Source organism: Enterobacter cloacae complex sp. S2 (genome assembly GCF_015159675.1).
In the GTDB taxonomy this organism is placed as follows: Bacteria; Pseudomonadota; Gammaproteobacteria; order Enterobacterales; family Enterobacteriaceae; genus Enterobacter; species Enterobacter intestinihominis.
Genome location: NZ_JADDTS010000002.1, coordinates 346,552 through 372,106 on the forward strand (window position 1 = coordinate 346,552; position 25,555 = coordinate 372,106).

The 25,555-nt window shown below is 56.7% G+C and carries 23 protein-coding genes; 7 read left to right on the forward strand and 16 right to left on the reverse strand.

Annotated features, from left to right (window positions below; genetic code table 11):
• Positions 1 to 206: 206 nt before the first annotated feature.
• Complete coding sequence (gene trmJ / locus IPZ49_RS02240; protein ID WP_015572157.1) at positions 207 to 932, reverse strand: tRNA (cytosine(32)/uridine(32)-2'-O)-methyltransferase TrmJ; 726 nt, start codon at positions 930 to 932, stop codon at positions 207 to 209.
• Positions 933 to 1,064: 132 nt separating this feature from the next.
• Between trmJ and suhB the strand changes: the two genes are divergently transcribed.
• Positions 1,065 to 1,868 carry an inositol-1-monophosphatase gene (gene suhB, locus IPZ49_RS02245; protein WP_022649020.1) on the forward strand — a complete coding sequence of 268 codons (804 nt, stop codon included), beginning with the start codon at positions 1,065 to 1,067 and terminating at the stop codon, positions 1,866 to 1,868.
• Between the two features lie 60 nt (positions 1,869 to 1,928).
• Here suhB and IPZ49_RS02250 read toward each other — a convergent pair whose 3' ends face one another.
• Together IPZ49_RS02250 and IPZ49_RS02255 are read right to left on the reverse strand one after the other, a co-directional pair.
• Positions 1,929 to 2,909 (reverse strand): nickel/cobalt transporter, encoded by a 981-nt coding sequence (locus tag IPZ49_RS02250; protein ID WP_063146774.1) that lies wholly within the window; start codon positions 2,907 to 2,909, stop codon positions 1,929 to 1,931.
• A complete protein-coding gene (locus tag IPZ49_RS02255) occupies positions 2,900 to 3,538 on the reverse strand; it encodes a DUF1007 family protein (RefSeq protein WP_022649022.1) in 639 nt (212 codons plus the stop codon). The genes IPZ49_RS02250 and IPZ49_RS02255 overlap by 10 nt, the downstream gene beginning before the upstream one ends.
• 125 nt (positions 3,539 to 3,663) lie before the next feature.
• Here IPZ49_RS02255 and csiE point away from each other — a divergent pair, with 125 nt between their 5' ends.
• Positions 3,664 to 4,941 carry a stationary phase inducible protein CsiE gene (csiE, locus tag IPZ49_RS02260; protein WP_063146775.1) on the forward strand — a complete coding sequence of 426 codons (1,278 nt, stop codon included), beginning with the start codon at positions 3,664 to 3,666 and terminating at the stop codon, positions 4,939 to 4,941.
• Here csiE and IPZ49_RS02265 read toward each other — a convergent pair whose 3' ends face one another.
• Positions 4,942 to 6,081 carry a 3-phenylpropionate MFS transporter gene (locus tag IPZ49_RS02265; RefSeq protein WP_063146776.1) on the reverse strand — a complete coding sequence of 380 codons (1,140 nt, stop codon included), beginning with the start codon at positions 6,079 to 6,081 and terminating at the stop codon, positions 4,942 to 4,944.
• A 172-nt stretch (positions 6,082 to 6,253) separates the two neighbouring features.
• Between IPZ49_RS02265 and IPZ49_RS02270 the strand changes: the two genes are divergently transcribed.
• Positions 6,254 to 6,676, forward strand: a complete 423-nt coding sequence (locus tag IPZ49_RS02270) for a DoxX family protein (protein ID WP_022649025.1) — start codon at positions 6,254 to 6,256, stop codon at positions 6,674 to 6,676.
• A gap of 53 nt (positions 6,677 to 6,729) precedes the next feature.
• Here the strand turns inward: IPZ49_RS02270 and glyA are convergent, their stop codons facing one another.
• On the reverse strand, positions 6,730 to 7,983 hold the full coding sequence (glyA, locus tag IPZ49_RS02275; RefSeq protein ID WP_003860678.1) for a serine hydroxymethyltransferase: 1,254 nt from the start codon (positions 7,981 to 7,983) through the stop codon (positions 6,730 to 6,732).
• 304 nt (positions 7,984 to 8,287) lie between these two features.
• Here glyA and hmpA point away from each other — a divergent pair, with 304 nt between their 5' ends.
• Positions 8,288 to 9,478: an NO-inducible flavohemoprotein gene (gene hmpA, locus IPZ49_RS02280; RefSeq protein ID WP_032623756.1), complete on the forward strand. Its 1,191-nt coding sequence runs from the start codon at positions 8,288 to 8,290 to the stop codon at positions 9,476 to 9,478.
• Between the two features lie 80 nt (positions 9,479 to 9,558).
• On the opposite strand, the gene glnB is transcribed toward hmpA, so the two are convergent.
• The 5 genes from glnB to purL form a co-directional block, all read right to left on the reverse strand.
• Positions 9,559 to 9,897, reverse strand: coding sequence for a nitrogen regulatory protein P-II (gene glnB / locus IPZ49_RS02285; protein ID WP_003860685.1), 339 nt, complete (start codon positions 9,895 to 9,897; stop codon positions 9,559 to 9,561).
• 80 nt (positions 9,898 to 9,977) lie between these two features.
• Positions 9,978 to 11,315 (reverse strand): two-component system response regulator GlrR, encoded by a 1,338-nt coding sequence (glrR, locus tag IPZ49_RS02290; protein WP_015572150.1) that lies wholly within the window; start codon positions 11,313 to 11,315, stop codon positions 9,978 to 9,980.
• Complete coding sequence (qseG, locus tag IPZ49_RS02295) at positions 11,312 to 12,064, reverse strand: two-component system QseEF-associated lipoprotein QseG (RefSeq protein WP_032623754.1); 753 nt, start codon at positions 12,062 to 12,064, stop codon at positions 11,312 to 11,314. Before qseG ends, glrR begins: the two co-directional genes overlap by 4 nt.
• Positions 12,061 to 13,494: a two component system sensor histidine kinase QseE/GlrK gene (qseE, locus tag IPZ49_RS02300; protein WP_113788122.1), complete on the reverse strand. Its 1,434-nt coding sequence runs from the start codon at positions 13,492 to 13,494 to the stop codon at positions 12,061 to 12,063. Before qseE ends, qseG begins: the two co-directional genes overlap by 4 nt.
• 532 nt (positions 13,495 to 14,026) lie before the next feature.
• On the reverse strand, positions 14,027 to 17,914 hold the full coding sequence (purL, locus tag IPZ49_RS02305) for a phosphoribosylformylglycinamidine synthase (protein ID WP_063146778.1): 3,888 nt from the start codon (positions 17,912 to 17,914) through the stop codon (positions 14,027 to 14,029).
• A 267-nt stretch (positions 17,915 to 18,181) separates the two neighbouring features.
• Between purL and mltF the strand changes: the two genes are divergently transcribed.
• The gene (mltF, locus tag IPZ49_RS02310; RefSeq protein ID WP_023306718.1) at positions 18,182 to 19,732 is read left to right on the forward strand and encodes a membrane-bound lytic murein transglycosylase MltF; all 1,551 of its coding nucleotides are present in this window, start codon (positions 18,182 to 18,184) and stop codon (positions 19,730 to 19,732) included.
• Here the strand turns inward: mltF and tadA are convergent.
• Genes tadA through murQ form a run of 4 tightly spaced genes read right to left on the reverse strand, consistent with a single transcriptional unit; the run spans position 19,620 to position 23,093 of the window.
• Positions 19,620 to 20,159, reverse strand: coding sequence for a tRNA adenosine(34) deaminase TadA (gene tadA / locus IPZ49_RS02315; protein ID WP_022651606.1), 540 nt, complete (start codon positions 20,157 to 20,159; stop codon positions 19,620 to 19,622). The genes mltF and tadA overlap by 113 nt on opposite strands.
• 24 nt (positions 20,160 to 20,183) lie before the next feature.
• A complete protein-coding gene (yfhb, locus tag IPZ49_RS02320) occupies positions 20,184 to 20,819 on the reverse strand; it encodes a phosphatidylglycerophosphatase C (protein WP_022649033.1) in 636 nt (211 codons plus the stop codon).
• Positions 20,820 to 20,822: 3 nt separating this feature from the next.
• Complete coding sequence (locus tag IPZ49_RS02325) at positions 20,823 to 22,187, reverse strand: PTS transporter subunit EIIC (RefSeq protein WP_046618955.1); 1,365 nt, start codon at positions 22,185 to 22,187, stop codon at positions 20,823 to 20,825.
• Between the two features lie 9 nt (positions 22,188 to 22,196).
• Positions 22,197 to 23,093, reverse strand: a complete 897-nt coding sequence (gene murQ / locus IPZ49_RS02330) for an N-acetylmuramic acid 6-phosphate etherase (protein ID WP_023306721.1) — start codon at positions 23,091 to 23,093, stop codon at positions 22,197 to 22,199.
• A gap of 118 nt (positions 23,094 to 23,211) precedes the next feature.
• On the opposite strand from murQ, the gene IPZ49_RS02335 reads away from it, so the two are divergent.
• Positions 23,212 to 24,060 (forward strand): MurR/RpiR family transcriptional regulator, encoded by an 849-nt coding sequence (locus IPZ49_RS02335; protein ID WP_023300733.1) that lies wholly within the window; start codon positions 23,212 to 23,214, stop codon positions 24,058 to 24,060.
• A 56-nt stretch (positions 24,061 to 24,116) separates the two neighbouring features.
• A complete protein-coding gene (locus tag IPZ49_RS02340) occupies positions 24,117 to 24,377 on the forward strand; it encodes a YfhL family 4Fe-4S dicluster ferredoxin (RefSeq protein ID WP_023300734.1) in 261 nt (86 codons plus the stop codon).
• Here the strand turns inward: IPZ49_RS02340 and acpS are convergent.
• Positions 24,374 to 24,754: a holo-ACP synthase gene (gene acpS / locus IPZ49_RS02345; protein WP_015572144.1), complete on the reverse strand. Its 381-nt coding sequence runs from the start codon at positions 24,752 to 24,754 to the stop codon at positions 24,374 to 24,376. The two genes, IPZ49_RS02340 and acpS, sit on opposite strands and share 4 nt — an antisense overlap.
• Positions 24,754 to 25,485: a pyridoxine 5'-phosphate synthase gene (pdxJ, locus tag IPZ49_RS02350; protein WP_015572143.1), complete on the reverse strand. Its 732-nt coding sequence runs from the start codon at positions 25,483 to 25,485 to the stop codon at positions 24,754 to 24,756. Before pdxJ ends, acpS begins: the two co-directional genes overlap by 1 nt.
• Positions 25,486 to 25,555: the final 70 nt, after the last annotated feature.

Sequence of the window (25,555 nt, forward strand, 5' to 3'; positions counted from 1 at the left end):
CGGGGTTTTTTATTGTAAAATGGGGGTATTGCATAGCAGGGCCAAGTCTGACATTCCTGACTAAATTGGTCAACTATTTACTTGACTGTTTTAGTCAGGTATTTAACCTTCTGTGCCGTATTTTTTGCCCGGCGGCGCTGCGCTTGCACGGGCCTACGGGCTTTGTAGGCCGGGTAAGCGAAGCGCCACCCGGCGAACACACGGCACTACTCTTTATTCTTCTGCTCAATAGACGCCAGGATCCCGCGCAGGATGTTCAGCTCCTGGCTTTCCGGGCGCGCCCGGGTGAACATACGGCGCAGCTTGTTCATCACCTGCCCTGGATGGCCTTCACGGATAAAGCCGGTCGAGAGCAGCGTCTGCTCCAGGTGGCCGTAGAAGCGCTCCAGATCGTCCACCAGCGGGTAGGCCGTCTCTTCTTTAGGTTCGACCGGTTTCTCCTGCGTCGCCAGCCATGCCATGCGCACTTCGTAGGCAATCACCTGCACCGCCATCGCCAGGTTCAGCGAGCTGTATTCCGGGTTTGCGGCAATCGCCACGTGGTAGTGGCATTTCTGTAATTCCTCGTTGGTCAGGCCAACGCGTTCACGACCAAACACCAGCGCAACCGGCGCCTGTTCCGCTTCTGAGATACTTTTCAGGCCGCATTCGCGCGGGTCCAGCATCGGCCAGGGCAGCGTACGGGAGCGCGCGCTGGTCCCCACCACCAGACTGCAACCGGCCAGGGCTTCGTCCAGGGTGTCCACAATCTGTGCATTCCCGATCACGTCGCTGGCGCCGGCCGCCAGCGCAATAGCCTGAGAGTCTGGTTTCACCAGCGGATTAACCAGCCACAGGTTCGTTAAGCCCATGGTTTTCATAGCGCGGGCCACAGAGCCCATGTTGCCGGTGTGCGATGTTTCGACCAGCACGATTCGAATGTTTTGCAGCATAATTTTTAGATGTCTGGATTCAGTGTCTGAAGAATATTCGGGCATATTATCATAAACGAGAGACATAATCCGATCCCGCTGCTATACTCTGCGCCGATTTTCCTGTTCTTTAACATCCAGTGAGAGAGACCGATGCATCCGATGCTGACCATCGCCGTGCGCGCAGCGCGCAAGGCGGGTAATGTAATTGCCAAACACTACGAAACCCCAGACTCCGTAGAAACCAGCCAGAAAGGCAGCAATGATTTCGTGACTAACGTCGATAAAGCCGCCGAAGCGATTATTATCGAAACGATCCGCAAATCTTACCCGCAGCACACCATCATCACCGAAGAAAGCGGTGAACATGAAGGTACCGATCAGGATGTTCAATGGGTTATCGATCCACTGGATGGCACCACCAACTTCGTTAAGCGCCTGCCACACTTCTCTGTGTCTATCGCAGTACGCATCAAAGGCCGTACTGAAGTCGCCGTTGTTTACGATCCAATGCGTAACGAACTGTTCACCGCGACCCGCGGTCAGGGCGCGCAGCTGAACGGCTACCGTCTGCGCTGCAGCAATGCACGCGATCTGGACGGCACGATTCTGGCGACCGGCTTCCCGTTCAAGGCGAAGCAGCACGCAACCACTTATATGAATATCCTCGGCAAACTGTTCACCGAATGCGCGGACTTCCGTCGCACCGGCTCTGCTGCACTGGATCTGGCCTACGTGGCGACCGGCCGCGTTGACGGTTACTTTGAGCTGTCACTGAAGCCGTGGGACTTCGCGGCGGGCGAGCTGATCGCACGTGAAGCTGGCGCGATTGTTTGTGACTTCACCGGCGGCCATAACTATATGTCTACCGGCAACATCGTTGCAGGTAACCCGCGCGTTGTTAAAGCCATGCTGGCAAACATGCGTGAAGAACTGAGCGATGCGCTGAAGCGTTAATCCAGTCTGTTAAGCCCGGTGGCGCTACGCTTACCGGGCCTACAAACCCCTCAGGTATGGCTAAAAAGGCCGCAACCCCCTTCCCACCGGCACCGCACTTATCCACATCGTGACCGCAGCCACCAGCAGAATCACCCCGCCCGCCAGCGCAAGCGTCGTCCAGCCAACCTGTCGCCACAATACCGGCGTTTTATTGCCGCTGAGTTTTACCGCCAGCTGACGGAAGCTGTGCACCAGCAAGGCTAACGAAGAGATAGTCAGAGATGTTCCCGCCGCCATCGCCAGCGCCGAGATCATGCCCCAGCCAAATACACCTATCACTTTGCTGAACAACAGCACCATGATTGCGCCCGAGCACGGACGCATCCCCATTGAGAGAACAATCATCAGGCGCGCACGCCAGTCGTCACCATTCTGTAATTGTTCCTGCGTCGGCAGATGCTGATGCCCGCACCCGCAGTTTTCATGGTGAACGTGATGCGGCGCAAAGATTTTGAATTTTGGTTTTTGCAGCAACGCGCGCAATTTTTTCAGCGCCCGCCAGCAGAGAATCAGCCCCAGCACGCCTACCAGCGCGTAACTTCCCTTCTCCAGCCAGAAGCTGCTCATATGCAGCTGGCGGGCCGGGAGCTGTAGCAGCGAAAGGACGACCACGACCAGCGCAATTGCCACACCGCCCTGAAGTAAAGAGGAAGCCAGCGTCAGGCCGATACTCGATTTCAGCTTCGACGGATGGGTGGCAAGCCAGGTCGTGATGACGATTTTGCCGTGCCCCGGCCCCAGGGCATGCAGCACGCCATAGATAAAGCTGAACGCCAGAAGAGAGCCGCCCGCTTTGGACGGATTTTCCGCCACGGCTTTCAGCAGCCCGCTCATCTGCTGATTAACTTCCCGCTGCCAGAGGATACTTTTCATCATCACCTGCGGCCATGCCTGCCACAGCCAGAGCGCGCCGCCAGACGCTAACAGCAAAAAGAGCGCCAGAGGCCAGAGGTGCAGCCAGCGACGCGGCTTACTGACGGGGGAGGAGATCACTGACATTGTAACGTCACCTCCTGCGCAAACTGTTTTCCTAATTCCATGTCTTCTGGAGGCGCATCTTCTTTATCAAGGGAAACGGCAAAGTTCAGCGTCTCTTCACTGGGCGTCGGCGTGTGCACGGCAATTTTGCAGCTTTTTTGCAATATTTCTGGCAACTGTACGTCGCTGTCCTGGGCGTAATGCATATCGACATAGTAGGTTGGGTCAAACGTGGAAAACCTGTACTTCTGCCCGGCCAGCGGCTGAGGGTGCGCCAGCGGAAGGATAAACGTCAGCACCGCCTGATGGCCGTCGCGGGTCATACCGTACTCCGTGGGACGGTTAAGAAATTTCACCTTTTGTCCGTTGTGCCAGAACTCGGTGAAGTAGTGCTGACCCAGCACGTTGGCCATGACTTCCGCCGCCAGCTTTTTCCAGATCTCGTCGCCGGGCTTTGCGTTTCCGGCATCGTACAGCAGGTCGGCGGAGGTGATTTCATCCATCGTCCAGCGCATCTTCAGGCCGCTGAGCTGTGTGCCGTCCGTCACCAGTTCGGTTTTCAGGCTGATAAAGCTGTGAGGATGTGCGCTGGCGGCGGAGGTGATAACCGCCAAAAATAACGCTGTCACGCTTTGTTTAACTGTTTGCATCAATTCCTCACGTCAAAAATTCTGTGATGTTCGCCAGCAATCCTGAATGAAAGGCCTGCCGGCGCGCTTTTCAGCGCCCATCCTTTAGCTATTCTTATCAAACATTCACACTGGATACCCGACAGATGATGACGACGCTTGAAATTCCATCTGTGCTTTCCAGTTCGCAGCGCCGTTGCCAGGTGCTTTTGATGCTTTACCTGCCCGATGCTGCCGTCACCGCACAGAGCATAATCGCTGCCAACGGCGTGGACGACGTCCTGGCACGGCAAGATATAGCCGAGACGCGCGATGAAATCCAGCGCTATCATCGGCTTGATATCGTCACGCACCATGACGGTTGCTACCGTATTGAGGGCTCCGCCCTGAATCAGCGTTTGTGCCTGCTGCACTGGCTGCGCAGGGCGCTTCGGCTGTGTCCACATTTTGTCGCCCAACAGTTTACCCCTGCCTTAAAAACCGCGCTCAAACAGCACGGCATTGCCCGCCCGCTTTATGACGATGCGAACCTTCGGGCGCTTATCAACTTTTGCGCGCGCAAGCTTCAGCGCCAGTTTGAGTCCCGCGACGTACAGTTTTTACAGCTTTATCTGCAATATTGTCTTATTCAGCATCATCTGGGCAATACGCCGGAGTTTTCAACCGTTCAGCGCAGCTGGACGCAATCGAGAGGGGAATACTTTACGGCGCAGGAAATTGTCCGTCACTGGAAACGGCGCGTCCCGCAGGGAACGCACCGTGATGAACAGCTGTTCCTGGCGCTGCTGTTTATGATGCTCCGCACACCCGACCCGGTACTGGATAAACACCAGCAGGATCAGCGCCTGCGTCGGGCCATCGTGCGTATGATTGCCCGTTTCCGGGCGCAAACCGGGATGAACTTCAGCGATGAGCAAGGGCTGACCGATCAGCTGTATATTCATCTGGCTCAGGCGCTAGACCGCTCCTTATTTGACATCGGCATCGACAACAGTCTGCCGGAAGAGATCCACCGTCTATACCCCCGGCTGCTGCGCACCACTAAAGAGGCGCTGTTTGAGCTGGAAGCCGAATTTGGCCTGCGATTCTCCGGTGAAGAGATGGCTCTGGTGGCGGTGATTTTTGGTGCCTGGCTGATGCAGGAAACCGATCTTCATGAAAAACAGGTGGTCCTGTTAACGGGGGAAGATAAAGCCTGCGAGGAGTTAATTGAGCAGCAGCTTCGCGAGCTGACGCTGCTGCCGCTCAATATTCGTTATCTTAGCCTGGAGGCGTTTAAGAAAGAGGGCGCCCCCCGCGAGGCGGCGCTGGTCATTACGCCTTATCCAACCGCCCTGCCGCTGTTCTCGCCGCCGCTCATTCATGCCGTTGAGGCCCTGAACACGCAGCAGCAGGAACATATTCGCGTTATGCTCGAATCCTAGTTACGTGCGAGCAGCGACTTTAGGGCGGATGACAATGGCCGGTAAAGCGACCAGCGCCATCACCCAGAACACACTGTGCCCCAGGTGCTGATAGAGGAAACCGGCAAATACGGTCATCACCGCAATACTGCCGCCCATCGCCACCGCTGAATAGACCGCCTGAAGACGGATAACGTCCCCACCCTCTCGCGCCGCGATGTAGCGCATCGCCGCCAGATGGCAGACGGTGAAGGTTCCGCAGTGCAGAATTTGCGCCACAATCAGCCACGGCAGATCCGTCGTCCAGCCCATGATGCCCCAGCGCGCTACGCCGCAAACGGCGGAAAGCAGCAGCAGGTCACGCGCCCCGAAACGACGGAACAGTTTTTGGCTCAGCGCGAAGATAATGACCTCCGCTACCACGCCGAGCGACCACAGGTAGCCTACCGCAGAAGCCGAGTAGCCCGCCCCCTGCCAGTAGATGGCGCTGAAGCCGTAATAGGCCGCATGCGCCCCCTGAAGCAGACAGACGCAGGCCAGGAAACGCCAGCTTTGCGCCACCAGCGAGCGCCAGGCGGGCCAGCCAGCGCTCTCCTGATGGCGGCTTTCGCCCTGCGGCATCACCGACGGACGCAGCAACATACCGAGCAGCATCGAGGCGATGCCGAGCGTTAACAGCGCCAGAATGGCGCGATAGTCATAGAGGCTGACCAGTTTCCCGACCAGCGCAGAGCCGATCACGAAGGCAATCGATCCCCACAGGCGCACGCGGCCATAGTCCATGGTGATCTGCTTTTGCCAGGTGTTCGCCAGGGCATCCGTCAGCGGCACCAGCGGGGAGAAGAACAGATTAAAGCCAACCATCACCACCATCAGCCAGGCAAACTGGTGGCTGACCCAGAAGCAGGCCGCAAAGACCAGCGTCAGCAGGGCCAGAATACGCACGGCTTTAATCAACAGAGAGGGATCGCTGACGCGAGGCGCTATCAGCAGGCTACCCAGGAAACGTGCCACCAGCCCCGCGCCCAGCAGGATGCCGATGGTCTCAGGCGTCAGACCAATTCCCTTGAGCCAGACGCTCCAGAAAGGCAAAAAAATACCGTAACTAAAGAAATAGGTGAAATAGCTGAGCGCCAGCCAGCGCGTGGAATGCAAGACCATGAATCCCTCCCGAAATGGAGGCGATAGTCTGGCGTTAATCCCTGACTTTAGCAAGTCGTTAGCGCGCTATAAATTAACTAAAAATTAACATCATCACCAGCCGTACAGCGTATGGCGAGAGCGGTAAAACTGTATTACGTTTATAAGACATCGCCTGAAGAGGTCGTTTGCCATGAACAGCTTACGTTATTTCGATTTCGGATCCTCTCGTTCTCTCCTGCTTTTAATTGCCCGCATTGCTATCGTGGTCCTGTTTATTATTTTCGGTTATCCCAAGCTGACGGGGTTTAGCGGCACCGTTCAGTACATGACGTCGCTCGGCGCCCCCATGCCCATGCTGGCCGCGATTATTGCGGTGGTAATGGAAATCCCCGCCGCGATTCTGATCGTTCTGGGCTTTTTTACCCGCCCCCTCGCGGTGATCTTTGTCTTCTATACGCTGGGAACGGCGGTGATTGGACACCACTACTGGGAAATGACGGGCGATGCGGTCCTGCCAAATATGATTAACTTCTATAAAAATGTGAGTATCGCTGGCGCCTTTATTTTGCTGGCGATAACCGGGCCGGGGGCCATCTCCCTCGACCGACGTTAGCCCATAAAAAAAGGCCGCATGAGCGGCCTTTTTCAGTTCTGAAACGCAGAGAATTATGCGTACACCGGGAAGCGTGCGCAGATGTCCAGAACTTTACCTTTAACGCGCTCGATAACCGCGTCGTCATTGATGTTGTCCAGAACGTCACACATCCAGCCCGCCAGCTCTTTCACTTCCGCTTCTTTAAAGCCACGGCGAGTTACGGCCGGAGAACCGATACGGATACCGGAAGTCACGAACGGGCTCTTCGGATCGTTTGGCACGCTGTTTTTGTTCACGGTGATGTTGGCGCGGCCGAGGGCTGCGTCAGCTTCTTTACCGGTCAGGTTCTTGTCGACAAGATCCAGCAGGAACAGGTGGTTTTCAGTCCCGCCGGACACCACTTTGTAACCACGGTTCAGGAACACTTCCACCATCGCTTTGGCGTTTTTAGCAACCTGCTGCTGATAAACCTTGAACTCTGGCTCCATCGCTTCTTTCAGCGCGACGGCTTTCGCGGCGATAACGTGCATCAGCGGGCCGCCCTGGGCGCTTGGGAACACGGCGGAGTTCAGCTTTTTGTACAGCTCTTCGTCACCGCCTTTCGCCAGGATCAGGCCACCGCGTGGACCCGCCAGGGTTTTGTGGGTGGTGGTGGTCACAACGTGCGCATGTGGAACCGGGTTCGGGTAAACGCCAGCGGCAATCAGACCGGCAACGTGCGCCATGTCGACGAACAGGTACGCGCCGATGCTGTCAGCGATTTCACGCATTTTTGCCCAGTCAACGATGCCGGAGTAAGCAGAGAAGCCACCGATGATCATCTTCGGCTTGTGCTCTTTGGCCTGCTTCGCCATGTCTTCGTAGTCAATTTTACCGGACTCATCAATACCGTAAGGGATGATGTTGTACAGTTTGCCAGAGAAGTTAACCGGAGAGCCGTGAGTCAGGTGGCCGCCCTGCGCCAGGTTCATACCCAGAACGGTATCGCCCGGCTGCAACAGCGCGGTGTAAACAGCGAAGTTAGCCTGAGAGCCAGAGTGCGGCTGGACGTTCGCATAGTCAGCGCCAAAGAGTTCTTTCGCACGGTCAATCGCCAGCTGCTCAACGATATCAACGTATTCGCAACCGCCGTAGTAGCGCTTGCCCGGATAACCTTCAGCATATTTGTTGGTCAGCTGAGAACCCTGCGCCTGCATCACGCGCGGGCTGGTGTAGTTTTCGGAGGCGATCAGTTCGATGTGCTCTTCCTGACGTACTTTTTCCTGCTCCATAGCCTGCCACAGTTCGGCATCATAATCGGCAATGTTCATTTCACGCTTTAACATCCGCATCTCCTGACTCAGCTAACAAGTAAATTTTTGGCCTGAAAAGGCAGTCCTGTTGGACGACGGGCAACAGTATAACTGAATAGTTCTGCGATAACAGGTCTTGACAAACGATTTTACGCAAACGTTTACCTCCACGCCACGCAAGGGTTTGAGCAATAAAGCTCTCGCCATTTTCAACGGATTTCTTTTCAGCTTTGTGATGCATATTTTTCACGATGCAAAGAACCATTTACATTGCAGGGGTATTTTTATAAGATGCATATAAAATACATCATTAAAGTAACATCAGAAGGAAGCTGCTATGCTCGACGCCCAAACCATCGCTACCGTGAAAGCCACAATCCCCCTGCTGGTTGAAACGGGTCCTAAACTGACCGCTCATTTCTACGATCGCATGTTCGCGCATAACCCGGAGCTCAAAGAGATTTTCAACATGAGCAACCAGCGTAACGGCGATCAGCGCGAAGCGCTGTTTAACGCTATTGCCGCCTATGCCAGCAACATCGAAAACCTGCCGGCTCTGCTGCCTGCGGTGGAAAAAATCGCGCAGAAGCACACCAGCTTCCAGATCAAACCTGAGCAGTACAACATCGTGGGCAGTCACCTGCTGGCAACCCTGGACGAAATGTTCAGCCCGGGCCAGGAAGTGCTGGATGCCTGGGGTAAGGCATACGGCGTGCTGGCAAACGTGTTCATCAACCGTGAAGCGCAGATCTACAGCGAAAACGCCAGCAAGAATGGCGGCTGGGAAGGCACGCGTGCTTTCCGCATCGTTGAGAAAACCCCGCGCAGCGCACTGATCACCAGCTTTGAGTTTGAGCCGGTAGACGGCCAGCCAGTTGCCGATTACCAGCCGGGGCAGTATCTGGGCGTCTGGCTGAAGCCTGAAGGCTTCCCGCACCAGGAGATTCGCCAGTACTCCCTGACCCGCAAGCCAGACGGCAAAGGCTATCGCATTGCGGTTAAACGTGAGGAAGGCGGTCAGGTATCCAGCTGGCTGCATAACGTCGCCAGCGTGGGTGATATCGTTCATCTGGCCGCGCCAGCGGGTGATTTCTTTATGGCGGTGGAATCGGGTACCCCGGTGACGCTGATTTCCGCAGGTGTTGGTCAAACCCCAATGCTGGCGATGCTGGATACGCTGGCAAAATCAAACCACAGCGCGCAGGTTAACTGGTTCCACGCGGCCGAAAACGGTGATGTGCACGCCTTTGCAGATGAAGTGAAAGCGCTCGGAGCGGGTCTGCCACACTTTACCGCGCATACCTGGTATCGTTTACCCACGGAAGCTGACCGCGCAGCGGCACGTTTTGACAGCGAAGGCCTGATGAATTTAGGGCAGCACGAAGGGGCGTTTAGCGCACCGGGGATGCAGTTCTACGTGTGTGGGCCGGTAGCGTTTATGCAGTATGCCGCGAAGCAGCTGGTAGACCTGGGCGTGAACAAAGACAACATTCATTACGAATGTTTCGGCCCGCATAAAGTGCTGTAATCGCCCGGCGGCGCTGCGCTTGCACGGACCTGCGAAGGGTTCTGTAGGCCGGGTAAGCGCAGCGCCACCCGGCAAGAATGTTAAATCGCCGCGTCGTCTTCTTCGCCGGTACGGATACGGATCACGCGCGCCACGTCAAAGACGAAGATTTTCCCGTCGCCAATTTTACCGGTCTGCGCCGTGCGGATGATGGTATCCACACAGGTATCGACGATATCATCGCTCACCACGATCTCGATTTTCACTTTCGGCAGAAAGTCCACCATGTACTCTGCGCCACGGTAAAGCTCGGTGTGGCCCTTCTGACGACCAAAACCTTTCACTTCAGTTACGGTCATCCCGGTGATGCCTACTTCTGCCAGCGCTTCACGTACATCATCCAGTTTGAAAGGTTTAATAATCGCATCAATTTTTTTCATGGTGGGTCCTTAAACTCTTGCCAGTAAGCAGCCTCGTAATCGGTTGCTCACAGTATCATATTTAGGCGAATTTTGCGGTATTACTCTTTAAAATCGTTCGCTTCCAGCTCGTGGCGTGAGAGCAATTTATAGAACTCGGTACGGTTACGCCCGGCCATGCGCGCCGCGTGGGTCACGTTGCCTTTGGTGATTTGCAGCAGCTTGCGCAGATAGTTCAGCTCGAACTGATTTCGCGCTTCCGCAAACGTCGGTAAGGCCGTGTTTTCCCCCTCGAGCGCCTGCTCCACCAGCGCATCGCTGATCACCGGCGATGACGTCAGCGCCACGCACTGCTCAATCACGTTCACCAGCTGGCGTACGTTACCCGGCCAGCTTGCGGTCATCAGGCGTTTCATCGCATCGGTGGAGAACGCGCGCACAAATGGTTTGTGGCGGTCAGCGGCCTGGCGCAAAAGGTGATTTGCCAGCAGCGGGATATCTTCCGCACGCTCGGCCAGCGCCGGGATTTTCAGGTTGACGACATTCAGTCGATAGTAGAGATCTTCGCGGAACTCGTTGCGCGCCATCACCTTGGGTAAATCACGGTGGGTGGCGGAAATAATACGCACGTTGATATCGATATCGCGGTTGCTGCCAAGCGGACGCACTTTCCGCTCCTGCAACACGCGCAGCAATTTGACCTGCAGCGGCGCGGGCATATCGCCAATTTCATCAAGGAACAGCGTGCCCCCCTCAGCCGCCTGGAACAGCCCTTCACGGCTGCTCACCGCGCCGGTAAAGGCGCCGCGGGCATGGCCGAAGAGCTCTGATTCGAGCAGCTGTTCCGGCAACGCGCCACAGTTAATGGCAATAAAAGCATTTTTACTGCGCGGGCTGGCGTTGTGGATCGCCTGGGCGAGGATCTCCTTCCCGGTCCCGCTCTGGCCGTTGATCAGCACGCTAACGTCGGATTGCGCCACCATCCGCGCCTGTTCCAGCAGGCGCAGCATTACAGGGCTACGCGTCACGATGGATTCACGCCAGGCGTCGTCGCCGGATGGCGCCGCGTGCTCAAGGGCGCTGTCGATCGCTTTATAGAGGGCGTCTTTATCCACCGGTTTGGTGAGGAAGCTGAATACCCCCTGCTGCGTCGCTGCCACCGCATCAGGAATAGATCCGTGAGCGGTGAGGATAATCACCGGCATCCCGGGCTGCTGCTTCTGGATCTCCGTGAACAGTTGCAGGCCATCCATTTCATCCATGCGCAAATCGCTGATCACCAGATCGATTTTCTCACGGCTGAGCACTTTCAGCCCCTCCTGCCCGCTTTCAGCGGTGACCACGCTGTAGCCTTCGCTGACCAGACGCATCCCCAGCAGCTTTAACAGCCCGGGATCGTCATCCACCAGTAACAGATGGGCAGGTTTACGGCTTGTCATGGCTTCACATCCTCTTGTTTCGGCGTCTCACTGTCTGGCGTCGTGGCAGAGTTGCCTTTCGACCCATCAGGCAGATAGCTGCCTGCCGGCTTACGCGTCGAGAGCTGTCTTTCGATATCGGTCAGATTTTCGAGCTTGCGGGTGGTGGTTTCCAGCTGCTCGCGCAGCGACTCCTGCTGCTGGCGAAGCGCATCAAGCTCGCTGTCGCTTGACTGCTGCAATTTGCTGTAGCGGAAACGCTCTTCAGACAGCTGTAATTGCAGGGTTTGTCCGTCCCGCCAGAGCTGATAGACCGGGCGCACCTGCGGGGGAATATTGATCACGTAAGTATCCAGCCGCGTCACGTTGGCGCGGCGTTCGACAGGCGTGATTCTGGCATCCGCCATCACGATCCCGCGTTTAAATGCGTCCTGCCAGGTATCGTCCACCAGCATCGCCGCCTGGGCACGGGCCTCGGCGGGCGCCAGCCGCTGGGCGCAGTCTATTCCGCGCAGCCAGAACAGCGGATTGGATTCAACATCACGCCCCGACAGGCTCCAGATATCATCGCAACGTGTCGAAAGGAAATCAGCCAGCTGTTTTTGCGGCCATTTATCTTCCTGTTTGTGGCTAATTGCACTTTTCGGTGCATGGGTTACACAGCCTGCCAGCAGTAAGCAGGGCAGGCTGAGGCGCACATTTTTGCTGGAAAACACCGCGCGCAGTGCGCGGTAAAAGACGTGTGACATACTCACCAGGTTGTTATTCATTTCATTGATTTTTCCGGCTCAAGAGGCAGTTCGATACGAAAACAGACATCGGCGCGTTCATCACTCACGATGTTAAGCTCACCCTGCATGCGTCGTATGCAGTCGCGGGCAATACTCAGCCCCAGACCACTTCCTTTTACCGCACCTTTTCGCTGATGACTCCCCTGGAAGAAGGGTTCAAAGATCATCGTTTTTTCATCATCCGGAATCGGGCTTCCGGTATTCGCTACGTCAATAAATACCCGCGAACCGTTGTTATTGCTTCTGATATAAATGGTACCGGATTCAGTACCATAGTGCACCGCATTGGAATAAAGATTATCCAGTACGCTCATTAACAGCATCGGTTCTGCAAGACAGGCTGGCGCGTTGAGTTCCACCTGGGTATGCATCATTTTAGCTCTTGCTGGCAGGCTATGGGCGGAGATCACCATGTCCACCAGCGGTTCAATCTCAACGCTTTCAAGCACCACAGCACCATCCGCCAGCTTACGGTTATAGTCCAGCAGTTGTTCAATAAGCTTTTGTAAATTGCGGCTGCTGGCATCCAGAATCGCCACGATCTCTTTTTGCTCAAGGGTTAACGGCCCCGCCACTTCGTCGGCCAGCAGTTCCGTACCTTCACGCATGCTGGCCAGCGGCGTTTTGAGTTCGTGTGATATATGGCGCAGGAACTGGTGGCGCTGCGATTCCAGCCACGCCAGGCGCTCTGAAAGCCAGATGATGCGTTGACCGACCGAGCGCAGCTCGCGCGGGCCTTTAAAAACGACCGTATCCCCGAGAGATTTACCCTCCCCCAGGCGGTTAATCATCCGCTGGATCCCCTTCACGGGGCCGATGATCATGCGGGTAAAGAGCAGCACCAGCCCCAGGCTGACGAGGAACAGCACCAGCGCCTGCCAGCCGAAGAACTGGCCGCGCTCGGCAATCTCCTGCTGAAGCTGCTGACCACGGGAAAAGATAACCGTACGGGTGGACTGAACCATCTCCGTATTGGCGTTCGCGAAGGCTTCAAGTCGGGCGGCGGCGGCGGCATCAGGACCGCTGTTTTTGCACTGGAGCTGCGCCAGATCGTTCAGATCCTGACGCAGCGCCTGATAGAGTTTGTCATCTGGCAGCACCCCGGCGTGGGCGTCCAGCATTTCGCTGTAGCGTTTACGCTGGTTCTGATAGACCCTCTCCAGCGTGCGATCGTCCAGCACGCAGTACTGGCGATAGCTACGCTCCATCTCAAGCGCGGCGTTGGTCATCGCCTCGCTACGGCGAGCATCAATAAGCGTGGTGCGGTTAGTCAGGGCCGCCTGAGCACTTAACGCGTTCAGGCTTTGCCAGGCCTGCCAGGCCAGAACCAGCAAAGGTAGCAGGATCAGCAGGAAGGCCATCATAACGAGCTGTCGCAGGGAGCGAGGGAAAGCGGGCCAGCGTTTCAACACATTACTCTCTTCATCCGGTTTTGAGGAGAGCGTAACTGAGTCTGCCCTTCAGATACAACAAAGCCGGGTAAAAACCCGGCTTTGTCATGGAATAAGGCGGTGCCTAACTCGACGTTTCGCCCTGGCCTGATAAAGCATTGCAATAATCAGTAGTTGGACGGCAGGCACCTTTTTGTGCGTCATTCGAAGTTTATGTAGCACGTCCCGAAGGGGCTGACATAAGAAGGTGAATGAGCCACTGGTTACTATTATGCAACACGCGTGCCAGATTGCAAAAATTAATGCTATCCTTATGATTAGTAATATTTTTATTATCAAAACGTATTGATTGTTACGTGAATGATTTCCAGGCTAAGTGTCGCTATTAAGCAACACCTTAACGGGAACCTGTCCTGCCGCATATAAATCAACAGGTTAAATGTCTCCTTTTGGAGACACTCAGACCAGAGAGTTGTCGCGATTTTGCGACAGAGACAAAAAAGCCCGGTGGCGCTAGCGCTTACCGGGCCTACAGTCAGGGCGTAGAAACTTAACCTAGTTGTTTACGTGCGTTGCGGAAAATGCGCATCCACGGGCTGTCCTCGCCCCAGTTTTCCGGGTGCCAGGAGTTGCTCACGGTACGGAAGACACGCTCCGGGTGCGGCATCATAATCGTCACCCGACCGCTTTCGCTGGTGACCGCGGTAATGCCATTTGCCGAACCGTTCGGGTTAGCCGGATAGGTTTCGGTGACCTTGCCAAAGTTATCAACAAAGCGCAGCGCCACCAGTCCTTTGCTTTCAAGCTGAGCCAGGTGCGCCGCATCACGGACTTCAACCTGACCTTCACCGTGCGAAACCGCGATTGGCATCTGCGAACCGACCATCCCCTGCAACAGCAGAGACGGGCTTTGGGTTACTTCTACCAGGCTGAAGCGCGCTTCAAAGCGGTCAGACTGGTTACGCACAAAGCGCGGCCAGGCTTCGCTGCCCGGGATCAGCTCGCGCAGGTTAGACATCATCTGGCAGCCGTTACACACCCCCAGCGCCAGCGTCTGCGGACGGTGGAAGAAGGTTTCAAACTCGTCACGTACGCGGCTGTTGAACAGGATGGACTTCGCCCAGCCTTCGCCCGCGCCCAGCACGTCACCGTAGGAGAACCCCCCGCAGGCGACCAGTGCCTGGAAATCATCCAGCCCGGTACGCCCTGCCAGCAGGTCGCTCATGTGGACGTCGATGGCGTCAAAGCCCGCCCGGTGGAAGGCCGCTGCCATCTCAACGTGGGAGTTAACGCCCTGCTCGCGCAGCACGGCCACTTTCGGACGCGCACCGGTCGCAATGAACGGCGCGGCAATGTCTTCGTTGATGTCGAAGGTGAGCTTCACGTTCAGGCCAGGATCGTTGTCGTTCGCCTTCGCGTTATGCTCCTGATCGGCACATTCCGGGTTGTCACGCAGGCGCTGCATCTGCCAGGTGGTTTCCGCCCACCACATACGCAACGTGGTGCGGCTTTCGCTGAACACCGGGTGGCCGTCGGCTTCAATCACGAAACGGTCGCCCTGCACCGCTTTACCGAGATAGTGCACGCAGTCTGCCAGACCGTGCTGCGCCAGAATCGCTTCCACCGCGTCGCGATCTGCGGCGCGTACCTGAATGACCGCGCCAAGCTCTTCGTTAAACAGCGCCGCCAGGCGGTCTTCGCCAAGCGTTGCAATGCTTGCTTCAACGCCGCAGTGGCCGGTGAAGGCCATCTCTGCCAGCGTCACCAGCAGGCCGCCATCGGAACGATCATGGTAGGCAAGCAGCTTACGCTGCGCCACCAGCGCCTGAATTGCGTCGTAGAAGCCTTTCAACTGTGCGACGTCCCGCACGTCGGCTGGCTTTTCGCCGAGCTGGCGGTAAACCTGTGCCAGCGCGGTGGCACCCAGCGCGTTATGGCCTTTGCCGAGGTCAATCAGCAGCAGGGCGTTATCTTCAGTGGAAAGCTGCGGCGTAACGGTATGACGCACGTCTTCCACGCGCGCAAACGCGGTGATCACCAGCGACAGAGGCGAAGTCATCTCGCGCTGCTCGCTGCCTTCATGCCAGCGGGTTTTCATCGACATGGAGTCTTTACCCACCGGAATGGTCAGGCCGAGCGCAGGACACAGCTCTTCACCCACCGCTTTTACCGCTTCGTACAGGCCCGCGTCTTCGCCAGGGTGACCGGCAGCGGCCATCCAGTTCGCGGAAAGTTTGATGCGTTTGATGTCGCCAATCTGCGTCGCGGCGATATTGGTCAGCGCTTCACCGACCGCCAGACGGGCAGAAGCGGCGAAGTCCAGCAGAGCCACCGGGGTGCGTTCACCCAGCGCCATCGCTTCGCCGTAGTAGCTGTCGAGGCTCGCGGTGGTCACGGCGCAGTTAGCGACCGGGATCTGCCACGGGCCGACCATCTGATCGCGTGACACCATACCGGTCACGGTACGGTCGCCGATGGTGACCAGGAAGGTTTTCTCCGCCACCGCAGGCAGGTGCAGCACGCGGTTAACCGCTTCCGCCACAATAATGCCCTGACGATCCAGCGCTTTACCCGCCGCTTTGCGGGTTGTAACGTCGCGGGTCATCTTCGGCGTTTTGCCGAGAAGCACGTCGAGCGGCAGATCGATCGGCTGGTTGTCGAAATGGGTATCACTGAGAGTCAGGTGCTGCTCTTCGGTAGCTTCACCGATGACGGCATACGGCGCGCGCTCGCGGCGGCACAGCTCGTCAAACAGCGGCAGCTGATCGGCAGCAACCGCCAGCACGTAGCGTTCCTGGGATTCGTTACACCAGATTTCCAGCGGGCTCATGCCTGGCTCATCGCTCAGGATATCGCGCAGGTTGAAGCGCCCGCCGCGACCGCCGTCGCTCACCAGCTCAGGCATGGCGTTAGAGAGCCCACCCGCGCCCACGTCGTGGATGAACAGAATCGGGTTGGCATCGCCGAGCTGCCAGCAGCGGTCGATCACTTCCTGACAGCGGCGCTCCATTTCCGGGTTGTCGCGCTGCACGGACGCGAAGTCGAGATCCGCATCAGACTGGCCGGAAGCCATAGACGAGGCTGCACCACCGCCCAGACCAATGTTCATTGCCGGGCCGCCGAGCACGATCAGCTTCGCGCCCACGACGATCTCACCTTTTTGCACGTGATCGGCGCGAATGTTGCCGATCCCGCCCGCCAGCATGATGGGTTTGTGGTAGCCGCGCAGCTCTTCGCCGTTGTGGCTGTCCACTTTCTCTTCGTAGGTACGGAAGTAACCGTTCAGCGCCGGACGACCAAATTCATTGTTGAACGCCGCGCCGCCCAGCGGGCCTTCGGTCATGATATCCAGCGCGGTCACAATGCGCTCTGGCTTGCCGAAATCTTCTTCCCACGGCTGTTCAAAGCCCGGGATACGCAGGTTGGAAACGGAGAAACCGACCAGACCCGCTTTTGGTTTCGCGCCGCGACCGGTCGCACCTTCGTCACGGATTTCACCGCCGGAGCCGGTCGCCGCACCCGGCCACGGAGAGATGGCCGTCGGGTGGTTGTGGGTTTCCACTTTCATCAGGATATGCGCAGGCTCCTGGTGGAAGTCATAGCGCCCTGCTTCGCGGTCGGCGAAGAAGCGGCCCACCTCGGAACCTTCCATCACCGCGGCGTTGTCTTTATAGGCAGACAGCACGTGGTCAGGGGTTTGCTCCATGGTGTTTTTGATCATTTTGAACAGCGACTTCGGCTGCTGTTCGCCGTCGATAATCCAGTCGGCGTTGAAAATTTTGTGGCGGCAGTGCTCGGAGTTGGCCTGCGCGAACATATACAGTTCGATGTCGTTCGGGTTGCGATTCAGCTTAACGAATGCATCCTGAAGGTAGTCGATTTCATCTTCTGCGAGCGCCAGACCAAGACGCAGGTTTGCGTCGATCAGCGCCTGACGCCCCTGCCCCAGCAGATCCACGCTCTGTACCGGCGCAGGCTGATGGTGGGAGAACAGTTTCTGCGCATCATCCAGAGAGTCAAACACGCTCTCCATCATGCGGTCGTGCAGCTCCGCTGTCACGGCCTGCCACTGCGCGTCGCTCAGGGTTGACGCTTCCACATAGTACGCCACGCCGCGCTCCAGACGGTTAATCTGGCTCAGGCCGCAGTTGTGAGCGATGTCGGTGGCTTTGGAAGACCAGGGGGAGATGGTGCCAGGACGTGGCGTGGCGAGGATTAATTTGCCGGTCGGCGTATGGCTGCTCAGGCTTGGGCCATATTTAAGCAGACGTTCCAGCTGTACGCGCTCCTCTGCATTCAGGGGGGCATTCAGGTCAGCAAAATGGACATACTCAGCGTAAATATTGCTTACCGGAAGGTCGGCCGCCTGAAAACGTGCCAGCAGTTTATTAATACGGAAGGCAGACAGTGCAGGCGAACCACGCAGAATTTCCATCATAAGTCTCTCGTCTTCGAAGCGCCGGGGCGCTTACAGTGTGCGCAAGGGGGGAAAACGGGCGTCATTATAGAGAATCCTGAGCGCTGACGAAACCGTTTGCGTCGAAATAAAATCATCCTTTTTGTTTAACAATAGATGTGACCTGTCTCTCTAATTGGTTGCCAACTGGCGCTACTTTGCGCAAAATGCCGCTCAATCAATGGCAAACTCTACTCTTAACATGACTACAGCACACTGAGGCAACCGGCGTCGCAGAGAATTAACTAATTGAAAAAATTAAAGATTAATTATCTGCTCATCGGCATTGTTACGTTGCTGCTGGCAGTGGCCCTCTGGCCGTCTATCCCCTGGTTCGGCAAGGCCGAAAACCGTATCGCCGCCATTCAGGAGCGGGGGGAGTTGCGCGTCAGTACCCTCTCCTCTCCGCTTATATACGACGATATCAACGGTAAAACCATTGGTCTTGATTACGAACTGGCACAGTTGTTTGCGGACTATCTGGGCGTGAAGCTGAAAGTCACCGTGCGGCAGAACATCAACCAGCTGTTTGATGATTTAGACCATGACCGTGCCGATATTCTCGCCGCAGGTCTGGTGTACAACAGCGAACGCAGCAAAAACTATCAGCCGGGCCCGACCTATTACTCCGTGTCGCAGCAGGTGGTTTATCGTGTGGGTAGCTTGCGCCCGCGCTCACTGGCCGACATTACCGACCAGCAATTGACCATCGCGCCAGGCCATGTGGTGATTGACGATCTGCGGGCGTTGAAAGAGAACAAATACCCGAACCTCAGCTGGACGGTCGATCCTAAACTCGGCACTACCGAATTGCTGGAGCAGGTAAAAGATAAAAAGCTGGCCTATACCATTGCTGATTCGGTGGCGATCAGCCTTTTCCAGCGCGTTCATCCTGAAATCGCCGTGGCGCTGGATGTGACCGATGAACAGCCGGTAACCTGGTTTACCCAGTTAGACGACGATCAAACCGTCTCTGCGGCTATGCTCGATTTCTTTAATTCCATCAATGAAGACGGCACCCTGGCGCGTCTGGAAGAGAAATATCTCGGTCACGGTGACGATTTTGATTACGTTGACACCCGCTCCTTCCTGCGCGCGGTGGATAGCGTGCTGCCGGACCTGCAACCGCTGTTCGAGAAGTACGCTCAGGAGATTGACTGGAAGTTACTGGCGGCAATTTCCTACCAGGAATCGCACTGGGATGCTCAGGCCACCTCCCCCACGGGCGTTCGCGGGTTGATGATGCTGACCAAAAATACCGCGCAGAGCCTCGGCATTAGCGATCGAACCGATGCGGAACAGAGCATCAGCGGCGGCGCGCAATATTTACAGGATATGATGGCGAAAGTGCCGGAGACGGTCCCTGAAGGGGAGCGGATCTGGTTTGCGCTGGCCGCCTATAACATGGGTTATGCCCATATGCTCGACGCGCGGACGCTGACGGCAAAAACCAAAGGTAACCCGGACAGCTGGTCAGATGTAAAACAGCGCCTGCCGCTGCTTAGCCAGAAACAGTGGTACCAGAAGCTGACGTACGGCTATGCGCGCGGGCATGAAGCGTATGCCTACGTGGAAAATATTCGTAAGTATCAGATAAGCCTGGTGGGATATCTGCTGGAGAAAGAAAAAGAGGCGGCCGAGGCGCAACAGCTGGCTGAAAGCTATCCGGTGGTCGCACCGGACGAGCTTAATCACCCTGCGGTTTCAATTCTGCCTTTTGTTGCTTTTTCTGCTGCCGACGCATTCGAAAAAAGTCACTTAACAGACCCGAACATTCTGGTGCAAGTACCCCGCCGATAGTTTTCACCTGGTGGTTCATCCCCGGATGCCCAAGCACGTCCATCAGTGAACCAGCAGCGCCCGTTTTTTCATCCCGCGCACCAAACACCAGCGTACCGATTCGGCTGTGCACCATCGCCCCGGAGCACATCACGCACGGTTCAAGGGTGACGTACAGGGTGGTATCAAGCAGACGATAGTTTTGCAGCACCAGTCCGCCCTGACGCAGCGCCATAATTTCAGCATGCGCGGTAGGATCGTGACGGCCAATCGGACGGTTCCACCCTTCACCAATTACCTGATTGTTATGGACCAGCACCGCGCCCACGGGAACTTCGCCCTCTTCCCAGGCGCGCTGAGCCAGCGCCAGCGCGTGGCGCATCCAGTATTCATGATTGTGTTCAGGGTTGGACAAGGGCTGATACTCCAGTCGAAAAGCGGGCGGCATTATACACAGCCGGTACAGATAAGACTATTCGAGTTGCTGAAGTTCGCCCAGAGGCGTGACGCGCCAGCGGTGCTGGCAAAAATAGAGCAGCGGGTTGTCCTGCTTGCTGTCGCTGTAGCCGCTGTACAGACGCAGCGGCGTACCGATGCGTTTCTCCAGCTGCACCACTTTTTCATGTCCGAGGCAACGCAGGGTGAGCACCCAGCCGCCGTAGCCGCGCGCGATCTGCGTGGCGATAAGGTTTACGCGCGGCAGCCAGGGCGTATCATAATAGACCTGCTCCACCAGCGTCTGCGGGGAGCCGGTAATCAGCCAGATATCGGCATCGTTGGCGTCGAGATAGCTGGTCAGGCGCGCCTGGACCACGGGAAACGCGGCGACGTGCCCGCGAAACCAGTGGGCAAAATCCTGTTCAAGCTGCTTAAGACGCGCTTCGCTATGACCAAACGTACATCCCCAGAGCAGCAGGCTCATCGGCCAGCGCGCTGAACGGCCTTTCACCAGTAGCGCGATGCCAATAACGGGTAACAGGGGCAATACCAGCAACGCGTTAAGGGGCTGGCGCCGCAGCAGATAGCGCATAAAGGTGCCGAACATATCCTGCTGATGCAGCGTTCCATCCAGATCAAAAAAGACAACGCGACGCTCGTGATTTGCCAAACCTTACTCCTCTGGGTCGTTGAATCCTAATAGCCAGGTAAACAGGAACCCGGCGATCACCGCTACCAGATAGCCTAACAGATAGAGCATCACTTTTCCGGTCACGATGGTTAATGCCAGCGGTAAACCGGAAATCCCGAAGGTGATAACGGTCGCCACTTTCCAGTAGCTAATCAACGCCCCGCCCACCGCGCCACCGAGACAGGCGGCCAGGAACGGCTTGCCCAGCGGCAGCGTAACGCCGAAAATCAGCGGCTCGCCGATACCGAGCAACCCGACCGGCAACGCCCCTTTAATGACCTTTTTCAGACGTGCGTTGCGGGTTTTCATCAGCACCGCGATGGCCGCGCCGACCTGCCCAACGCCCGCCATCGACAGGATCGGCAGCAGGGCGTTATAGCCGTGCGCCTGTACCAGTTCGACGTGAATCGGCACTAGCCCCTGATGCAGACCGGTCAGCACTAACGGCAGGAAGGTTCCGGACAGCACAGCCCCCACCAATAACCCACCGCGATCGATAGCCAGAGACGCGCCGTGGGCGATGGCTTCAGAGATGGCGCCGCCTAACGGTTGCAGCGCCACAATCGCCACGCTCCCGGTAATCAATGTGGTCAGCAGCGGGTTGAGGATCAGCTCAATCGAGCCTGGCAGCACCGCGCGCAGCTTTTTCTCGATCCAGCACATCAGAATGACCACCAGCAGCACGGCAATCACCCCGCCGCGGCCAGGCTGAAGCGCCTCGCCAAACAGCGTAATCTGCGCCAGCTGCGGGCTGGAGAGAATACCCGCCATAACGCCGCCCATCGCCAGCGAGCCGCCAAACACTTTGGCCGTGTTCACCCCCACCAGAATGTTCATGATGGCAAACACCGCGCTGCCGAAAATCGCCAGAATACCCAGCAGGTTCGGATACTGCGTGGCAAAATCCCCGACAATATCCGGACGCTTAAGAATATTGATAATCCCGGTGATCAGCCCCGACGCGATAAACGCCGGGATCAGCGGAATAAAGACGTTAGCCAGTTGGCGCAGCGCATCGCTCATAGGGGCTTTGTATTTGGCTTTCGCCTGCGCTTTGGTGCGTTCCGCATCGTCAAAGGCGGGAGCCGTTTCACCGCCCGTCATCAGGGCGCGCATGGCATCTACCACCTGCGCCGCTTTGCCCGGACCGACAATCAACTGGTGCTGTTGCCCCTGCTTAACGTACCCGCTCACGCCGGGAAGCTGCTTAAGGCGCGTCAAATCAAGCTGTTCGTCGTTATGCACCTCGACGCGAACACGCGTCATACAGTTCTCAAGACGCTGAATATTTTTTTCCCCACCGATCCCGAGCAGGATGTCGTTGGCGAGCGCTGCTGTTTTGTCCATACACGCCTCTTATTGGTGTTCTAATGCCGCCCGTAAAAACCCGTGATGGGCTTCGAGTCTGGCTCTGGCCGCGGCTGCATCCAGCCCGGTTAATATCATCAGAATGGCGGGTTTTACATCGTGATCGGTCTGCTGAAGCACCTTTTCCGCCTCTTCACGACTGGCGCCTGTCGCTTCCATCACCATGCGACACGCTCTGTCCACCAGCTTGATGTTAGTGGCCTGCATATCCACCATCAGGTTTTGGTAGACCTTGCCAAATTTCACCATCGCGCCGGTGGAGATCATATTGAGCACCAGCTTCTGCGCGGTACCCGACTTCAGCCGTGTGGAGCCGGTGAGCGCTTCCGGCCCGACGACCGGAGAGATGGCAATGGCGGCCACCTGCGCAATCGGCGAGCCCGGGTTACAGGAGATGGCCACTGTGGTGCACCCGGTCTGTCTGGCATATTCCAGTCCACCAATGACGTACGGCGTACGACCAGAAGCCGCCAGCCCGACCACCAGATCCTGCGCGGTCAGGTTTAGCGCCCTGAGATCATCTTCCCCAAGCTGTTTATTGTCTTCTGCCCCTTCTACCGCTTTCAGCAGCGCGCCGGGGCCACCGGCAATCAGGCCAACGACCAGCCCGTGCGGAACGCCAAAAGTCGGCGGACATTCTGAGGCATCCAGCACCCCGAGGCGCCCGCTGGTTCCCGCTCCCATATAAATAATGCGTCCTCCTGCTTTGAGAGCGTCGGCAGCGGCGTCTACGGCTTTTGCTACCTCAGGCAATGTCTCTTTGACTGCCAGCGCGACGAGGGTATCCTGTTGATTAAAGCGGTTTACCAGCTCCAGCGTGGACAGTGCATCAAGATCCATGGTTTGCGGGTTACGCGTTTCAGAAACAAGAGAGCCAAGATTCATGTTATTTACCTCTGGAATTTTTAATTCATAATAAACGCACTATAATGGAATATAAAATTCATTCAGGCGAGCAAAATTCGTATTTGCGCGGGTAATCACATTTTCGCCAGGAGACCGTATGAACTGTTTAATTCGTATTCGTCAGCGCTACGCAGGGTTTGCCCAGAGTGATAAAAAGCTGGCGGATTTTTTACTTTCTCAGCCCGATCGCGCGCGACACCTCAGCTCCCAGCAGCTGGCAGGCGAAGCCGGAGTGAGTCAGTCGAGCGTGGTGAAATTCGCCCAGAAAATAGGCTATAAGGGCTTTCCGGCGCTAAAGCTGGCGATCAGTGAAGCACTGGTGAGCAACCCGAATCCGCAGTCAATGCCGGTGCATAACCAGATCCGTGGCGACGATCCGATGCGTCTGGTGGGCGAAAAGCTGATCAAGGAGAACGTGGCGGCAATGCATGCCACGCTGGATGTAAACACGGAAGAGAAGCTGCTGGAAAGCGTAGCCATGCTTCGCGACGCGCGGCGTATTGTGTTGACCGGGATCGGCGCCTCCGGACTGGTTGCGCGTAACTTTGGCTGGAAGCTGACAAAAATCGGCTATAACGCCATCGTTGAACAGGATATGCACGCGCTGCTGGCGACCGTGCAGGCCATGGATCCTGACGATTTACTGCTGGCCATCTCCTATTCCGGCGAGCGACGTGAAATTAATATGGCCACCGACGAAGCCCTGCGCGTAGGGGGAAAAATTCTGGCGATTACCGGATTTAGCCCGAATGCGCTCCAGCAACGGGCAACCCGCTGCCTGTATACCATTGCCGAGGAACAGGCCACTCGCAGCGCGGCGATTTCGTCGACGAGTGCGCAGATGATGCTGACGGACCTGCTGTTTATGGCGCTGGTTCAGCAGGATCTGGAGCGTGCGCCAGAACGTATTCGGCACAGCGAAGAGCTGGTAAAAAAACTGGTCTGAACAACGAATGAGCGTATAATGCCCGCCCTGTTTGTGATGTTTCTGAGAATTTCCTGATGGCGCTGTTAATCACCAAAAAATGCATCAACTGCGATATGTGCGAACCCGAATGCCCGAACCAGGCGATTTCGATGGGCGACAGCATTTATGAGATTAACAGCGACCGCTGCACCGAATGCATCGGCCACTATGAAACGCCGACCTGCCAGAAGGTGTGCCCAATTCCCAATACGATCTTAAAAGATCCGGCACACGTCGAGAACGAAGAACAGTTGTGGGATAAGTTTGTCCTGATGCACCATGCGGACAAAATTTAACTCTCAATAATCACCGTCGCACAGGCATAGTGGCGTTCATCTGCAAGCGTTACGTGCATGTGCGCCACGCCCAGCTTTTCCGCCAGCTTAAGCGCCTCCCCCCATAAACGCAGACGTGGCTTACCCAGCTCATCGTTAAACACTTCAAACTGGTTAAACGCCAGGCCGTTACGAATGCCCGTGCCGAACGCTTTCGCCGCCGCCTCTTTTACCGCGAAGCGCTTTGCCAGAAAGCGCACCGGCTGTTGATGCGCCTCCCAGATAGCCCATTCGTTATCGCTCAGCACGCGTCTTGCGAGGCGATCGCCGCTGCGGGCGATCACCGCTTCAATGCGGGCTATTTCGACGATGTCGGTGCCTAAGCCCAGAATAGCCATTACTGACGCGCTTCCAGCATCAGGCGCTTCATCTCGGACACCGCCTCTTTCAGGCCGCTCATCACCGCACGACCAATAATGGCGTGGCCAATGTTCAGCTCATGCATTTCCGGCAGGGCAGCAATGGCTTTTACGTTGTGATAGGTCAGGCCGTGTCCGGCGTTCACCTTCAGTCCCAGGCTCGCGGCGTAGGTTGCCGCTTTGGCGATTCGCTCCAGCTCTTTCGCCTGCGCTGCGTCGTTTTCGGCATCGGCATAGCAGCCGGTGTGAATTTCAATATACGGCGCACCCACGTCGGCAGCGGCTTTAATCTGGGTGAAATCGGCGTCGATAAATAAAGATACCAGGATACCGGCATCCGCCAGGCGTTTGCAGGCATCGCGCATTTTGTCGAGCTGCCCGGCCACATCGAGACCGCCTTCGGTGGTCACTTCCTGACGCTTTTCCGGCACCAGGCAGCAGAAATGCGGTTTGGTCTCGCAGGCAATCGCCAGCATCTCTTCTGTCACCGCCATCTCCAGGTTCATGCGGGTATCCAGCGTCTGACGCAGGATGCGCACGTCGCGGTCAGTGATGTGGCGACGATCTTCACGCAGGTGGACGGTAATGCCGTCGGCGCCAGCCTGCTCAGCGATAAATGCCGCCTGAACCGGATCGGGATACGCGGTACCGCGTGCATTACGTAACGTGGCGATGTGATCGATATTGACGCCTAACAGTAATTCAGCCATGACAATCCTCGGTATTTTTGGTCATTTACCTTCTCCCTCTCCCTCCGGGAGAGGGCTGGGGTGAGGGGTA

Bases quoted from the DNA above. Each gene is read 5' to 3' on its own strand.
- IPZ49_RS02325 (WP_046618955.1), bottom strand. From the start codon at position 22,187: ATGGACAAAACAGCAGCGCTCGCCAACGACATCCTGCTCGGGATCGGT.
- IPZ49_RS02270 (WP_022649025.1), top strand. From the start codon at position 6,254: ATGAACAGCTTACGTTATTTCGATTTCGGATCCTCTCGTTCTCTCCTG.
- suhB (WP_022649020.1), top strand. From the start codon at position 1,065: ATGCATCCGATGCTGACCATCGCCGTGCGCGCAGCGCGCAAGGCGGGT.
- glyA (WP_003860678.1), bottom strand. From the start codon at position 7,983: ATGTTAAAGCGTGAAATGAACATTGCCGATTATGATGCCGAACTGTGG.
- tadA (WP_022651606.1), bottom strand. From the start codon at position 20,159: ATGCCGCCCGCTTTTCGACTGGAGTATCAGCCCTTGTCCAACCCTGAA.
- IPZ49_RS02255 (WP_022649022.1), bottom strand. From the start codon at position 3,538: ATGCAAACAGTTAAACAAAGCGTGACAGCGTTATTTTTGGCGGTTATC.
- IPZ49_RS02335 (WP_023300733.1), top strand. From the start codon at position 23,212: ATGAACTGTTTAATTCGTATTCGTCAGCGCTACGCAGGGTTTGCCCAG.
- glrR (WP_015572150.1), bottom strand. From the start codon at position 11,315: ATGACAAGCCGTAAACCTGCCCATCTGTTACTGGTGGATGACGATCCC.
- murQ (WP_023306721.1), bottom strand. From the start codon at position 23,093: ATGAATCTTGGCTCTCTTGTTTCTGAAACGCGTAACCCGCAAACCATG.
- hmpA (WP_032623756.1), top strand. From the start codon at position 8,288: ATGCTCGACGCCCAAACCATCGCTACCGTGAAAGCCACAATCCCCCTG.
- glnB (WP_003860685.1), bottom strand. From the start codon at position 9,897: ATGAAAAAAATTGATGCGATTATTAAACCTTTCAAACTGGATGATGTA.
- IPZ49_RS02340 (WP_023300734.1), top strand. From the start codon at position 24,117: ATGGCGCTGTTAATCACCAAAAAATGCATCAACTGCGATATGTGCGAA.
- acpS (WP_015572144.1), bottom strand. From the start codon at position 24,754: ATGGCTATTCTGGGCTTAGGCACCGACATCGTCGAAATAGCCCGCATT.
- csiE (WP_063146775.1), top strand. From the start codon at position 3,664: ATGATGACGACGCTTGAAATTCCATCTGTGCTTTCCAGTTCGCAGCGC.
- IPZ49_RS02250 (WP_063146774.1), bottom strand. From the start codon at position 2,909: ATGTCAGTGATCTCCTCCCCCGTCAGTAAGCCGCGTCGCTGGCTGCAC.
- pdxJ (WP_015572143.1), bottom strand. From the start codon at position 25,485: ATGGCTGAATTACTGTTAGGCGTCAATATCGATCACATCGCCACGTTA.
- IPZ49_RS02265 (WP_063146776.1), bottom strand. From the start codon at position 6,081: ATGGTCTTGCATTCCACGCGCTGGCTGGCGCTCAGCTATTTCACCTAT.
- trmJ (WP_015572157.1), bottom strand. From the start codon at position 932: ATGCTGCAAAACATTCGAATCGTGCTGGTCGAAACATCGCACACCGGC.
- qseG (WP_032623754.1), bottom strand. From the start codon at position 12,064: ATGAATAACAACCTGGTGAGTATGTCACACGTCTTTTACCGCGCACTG.
- purL (WP_063146778.1), bottom strand. From the start codon at position 17,914: ATGATGGAAATTCTGCGTGGTTCGCCTGCACTGTCTGCCTTCCGTATT.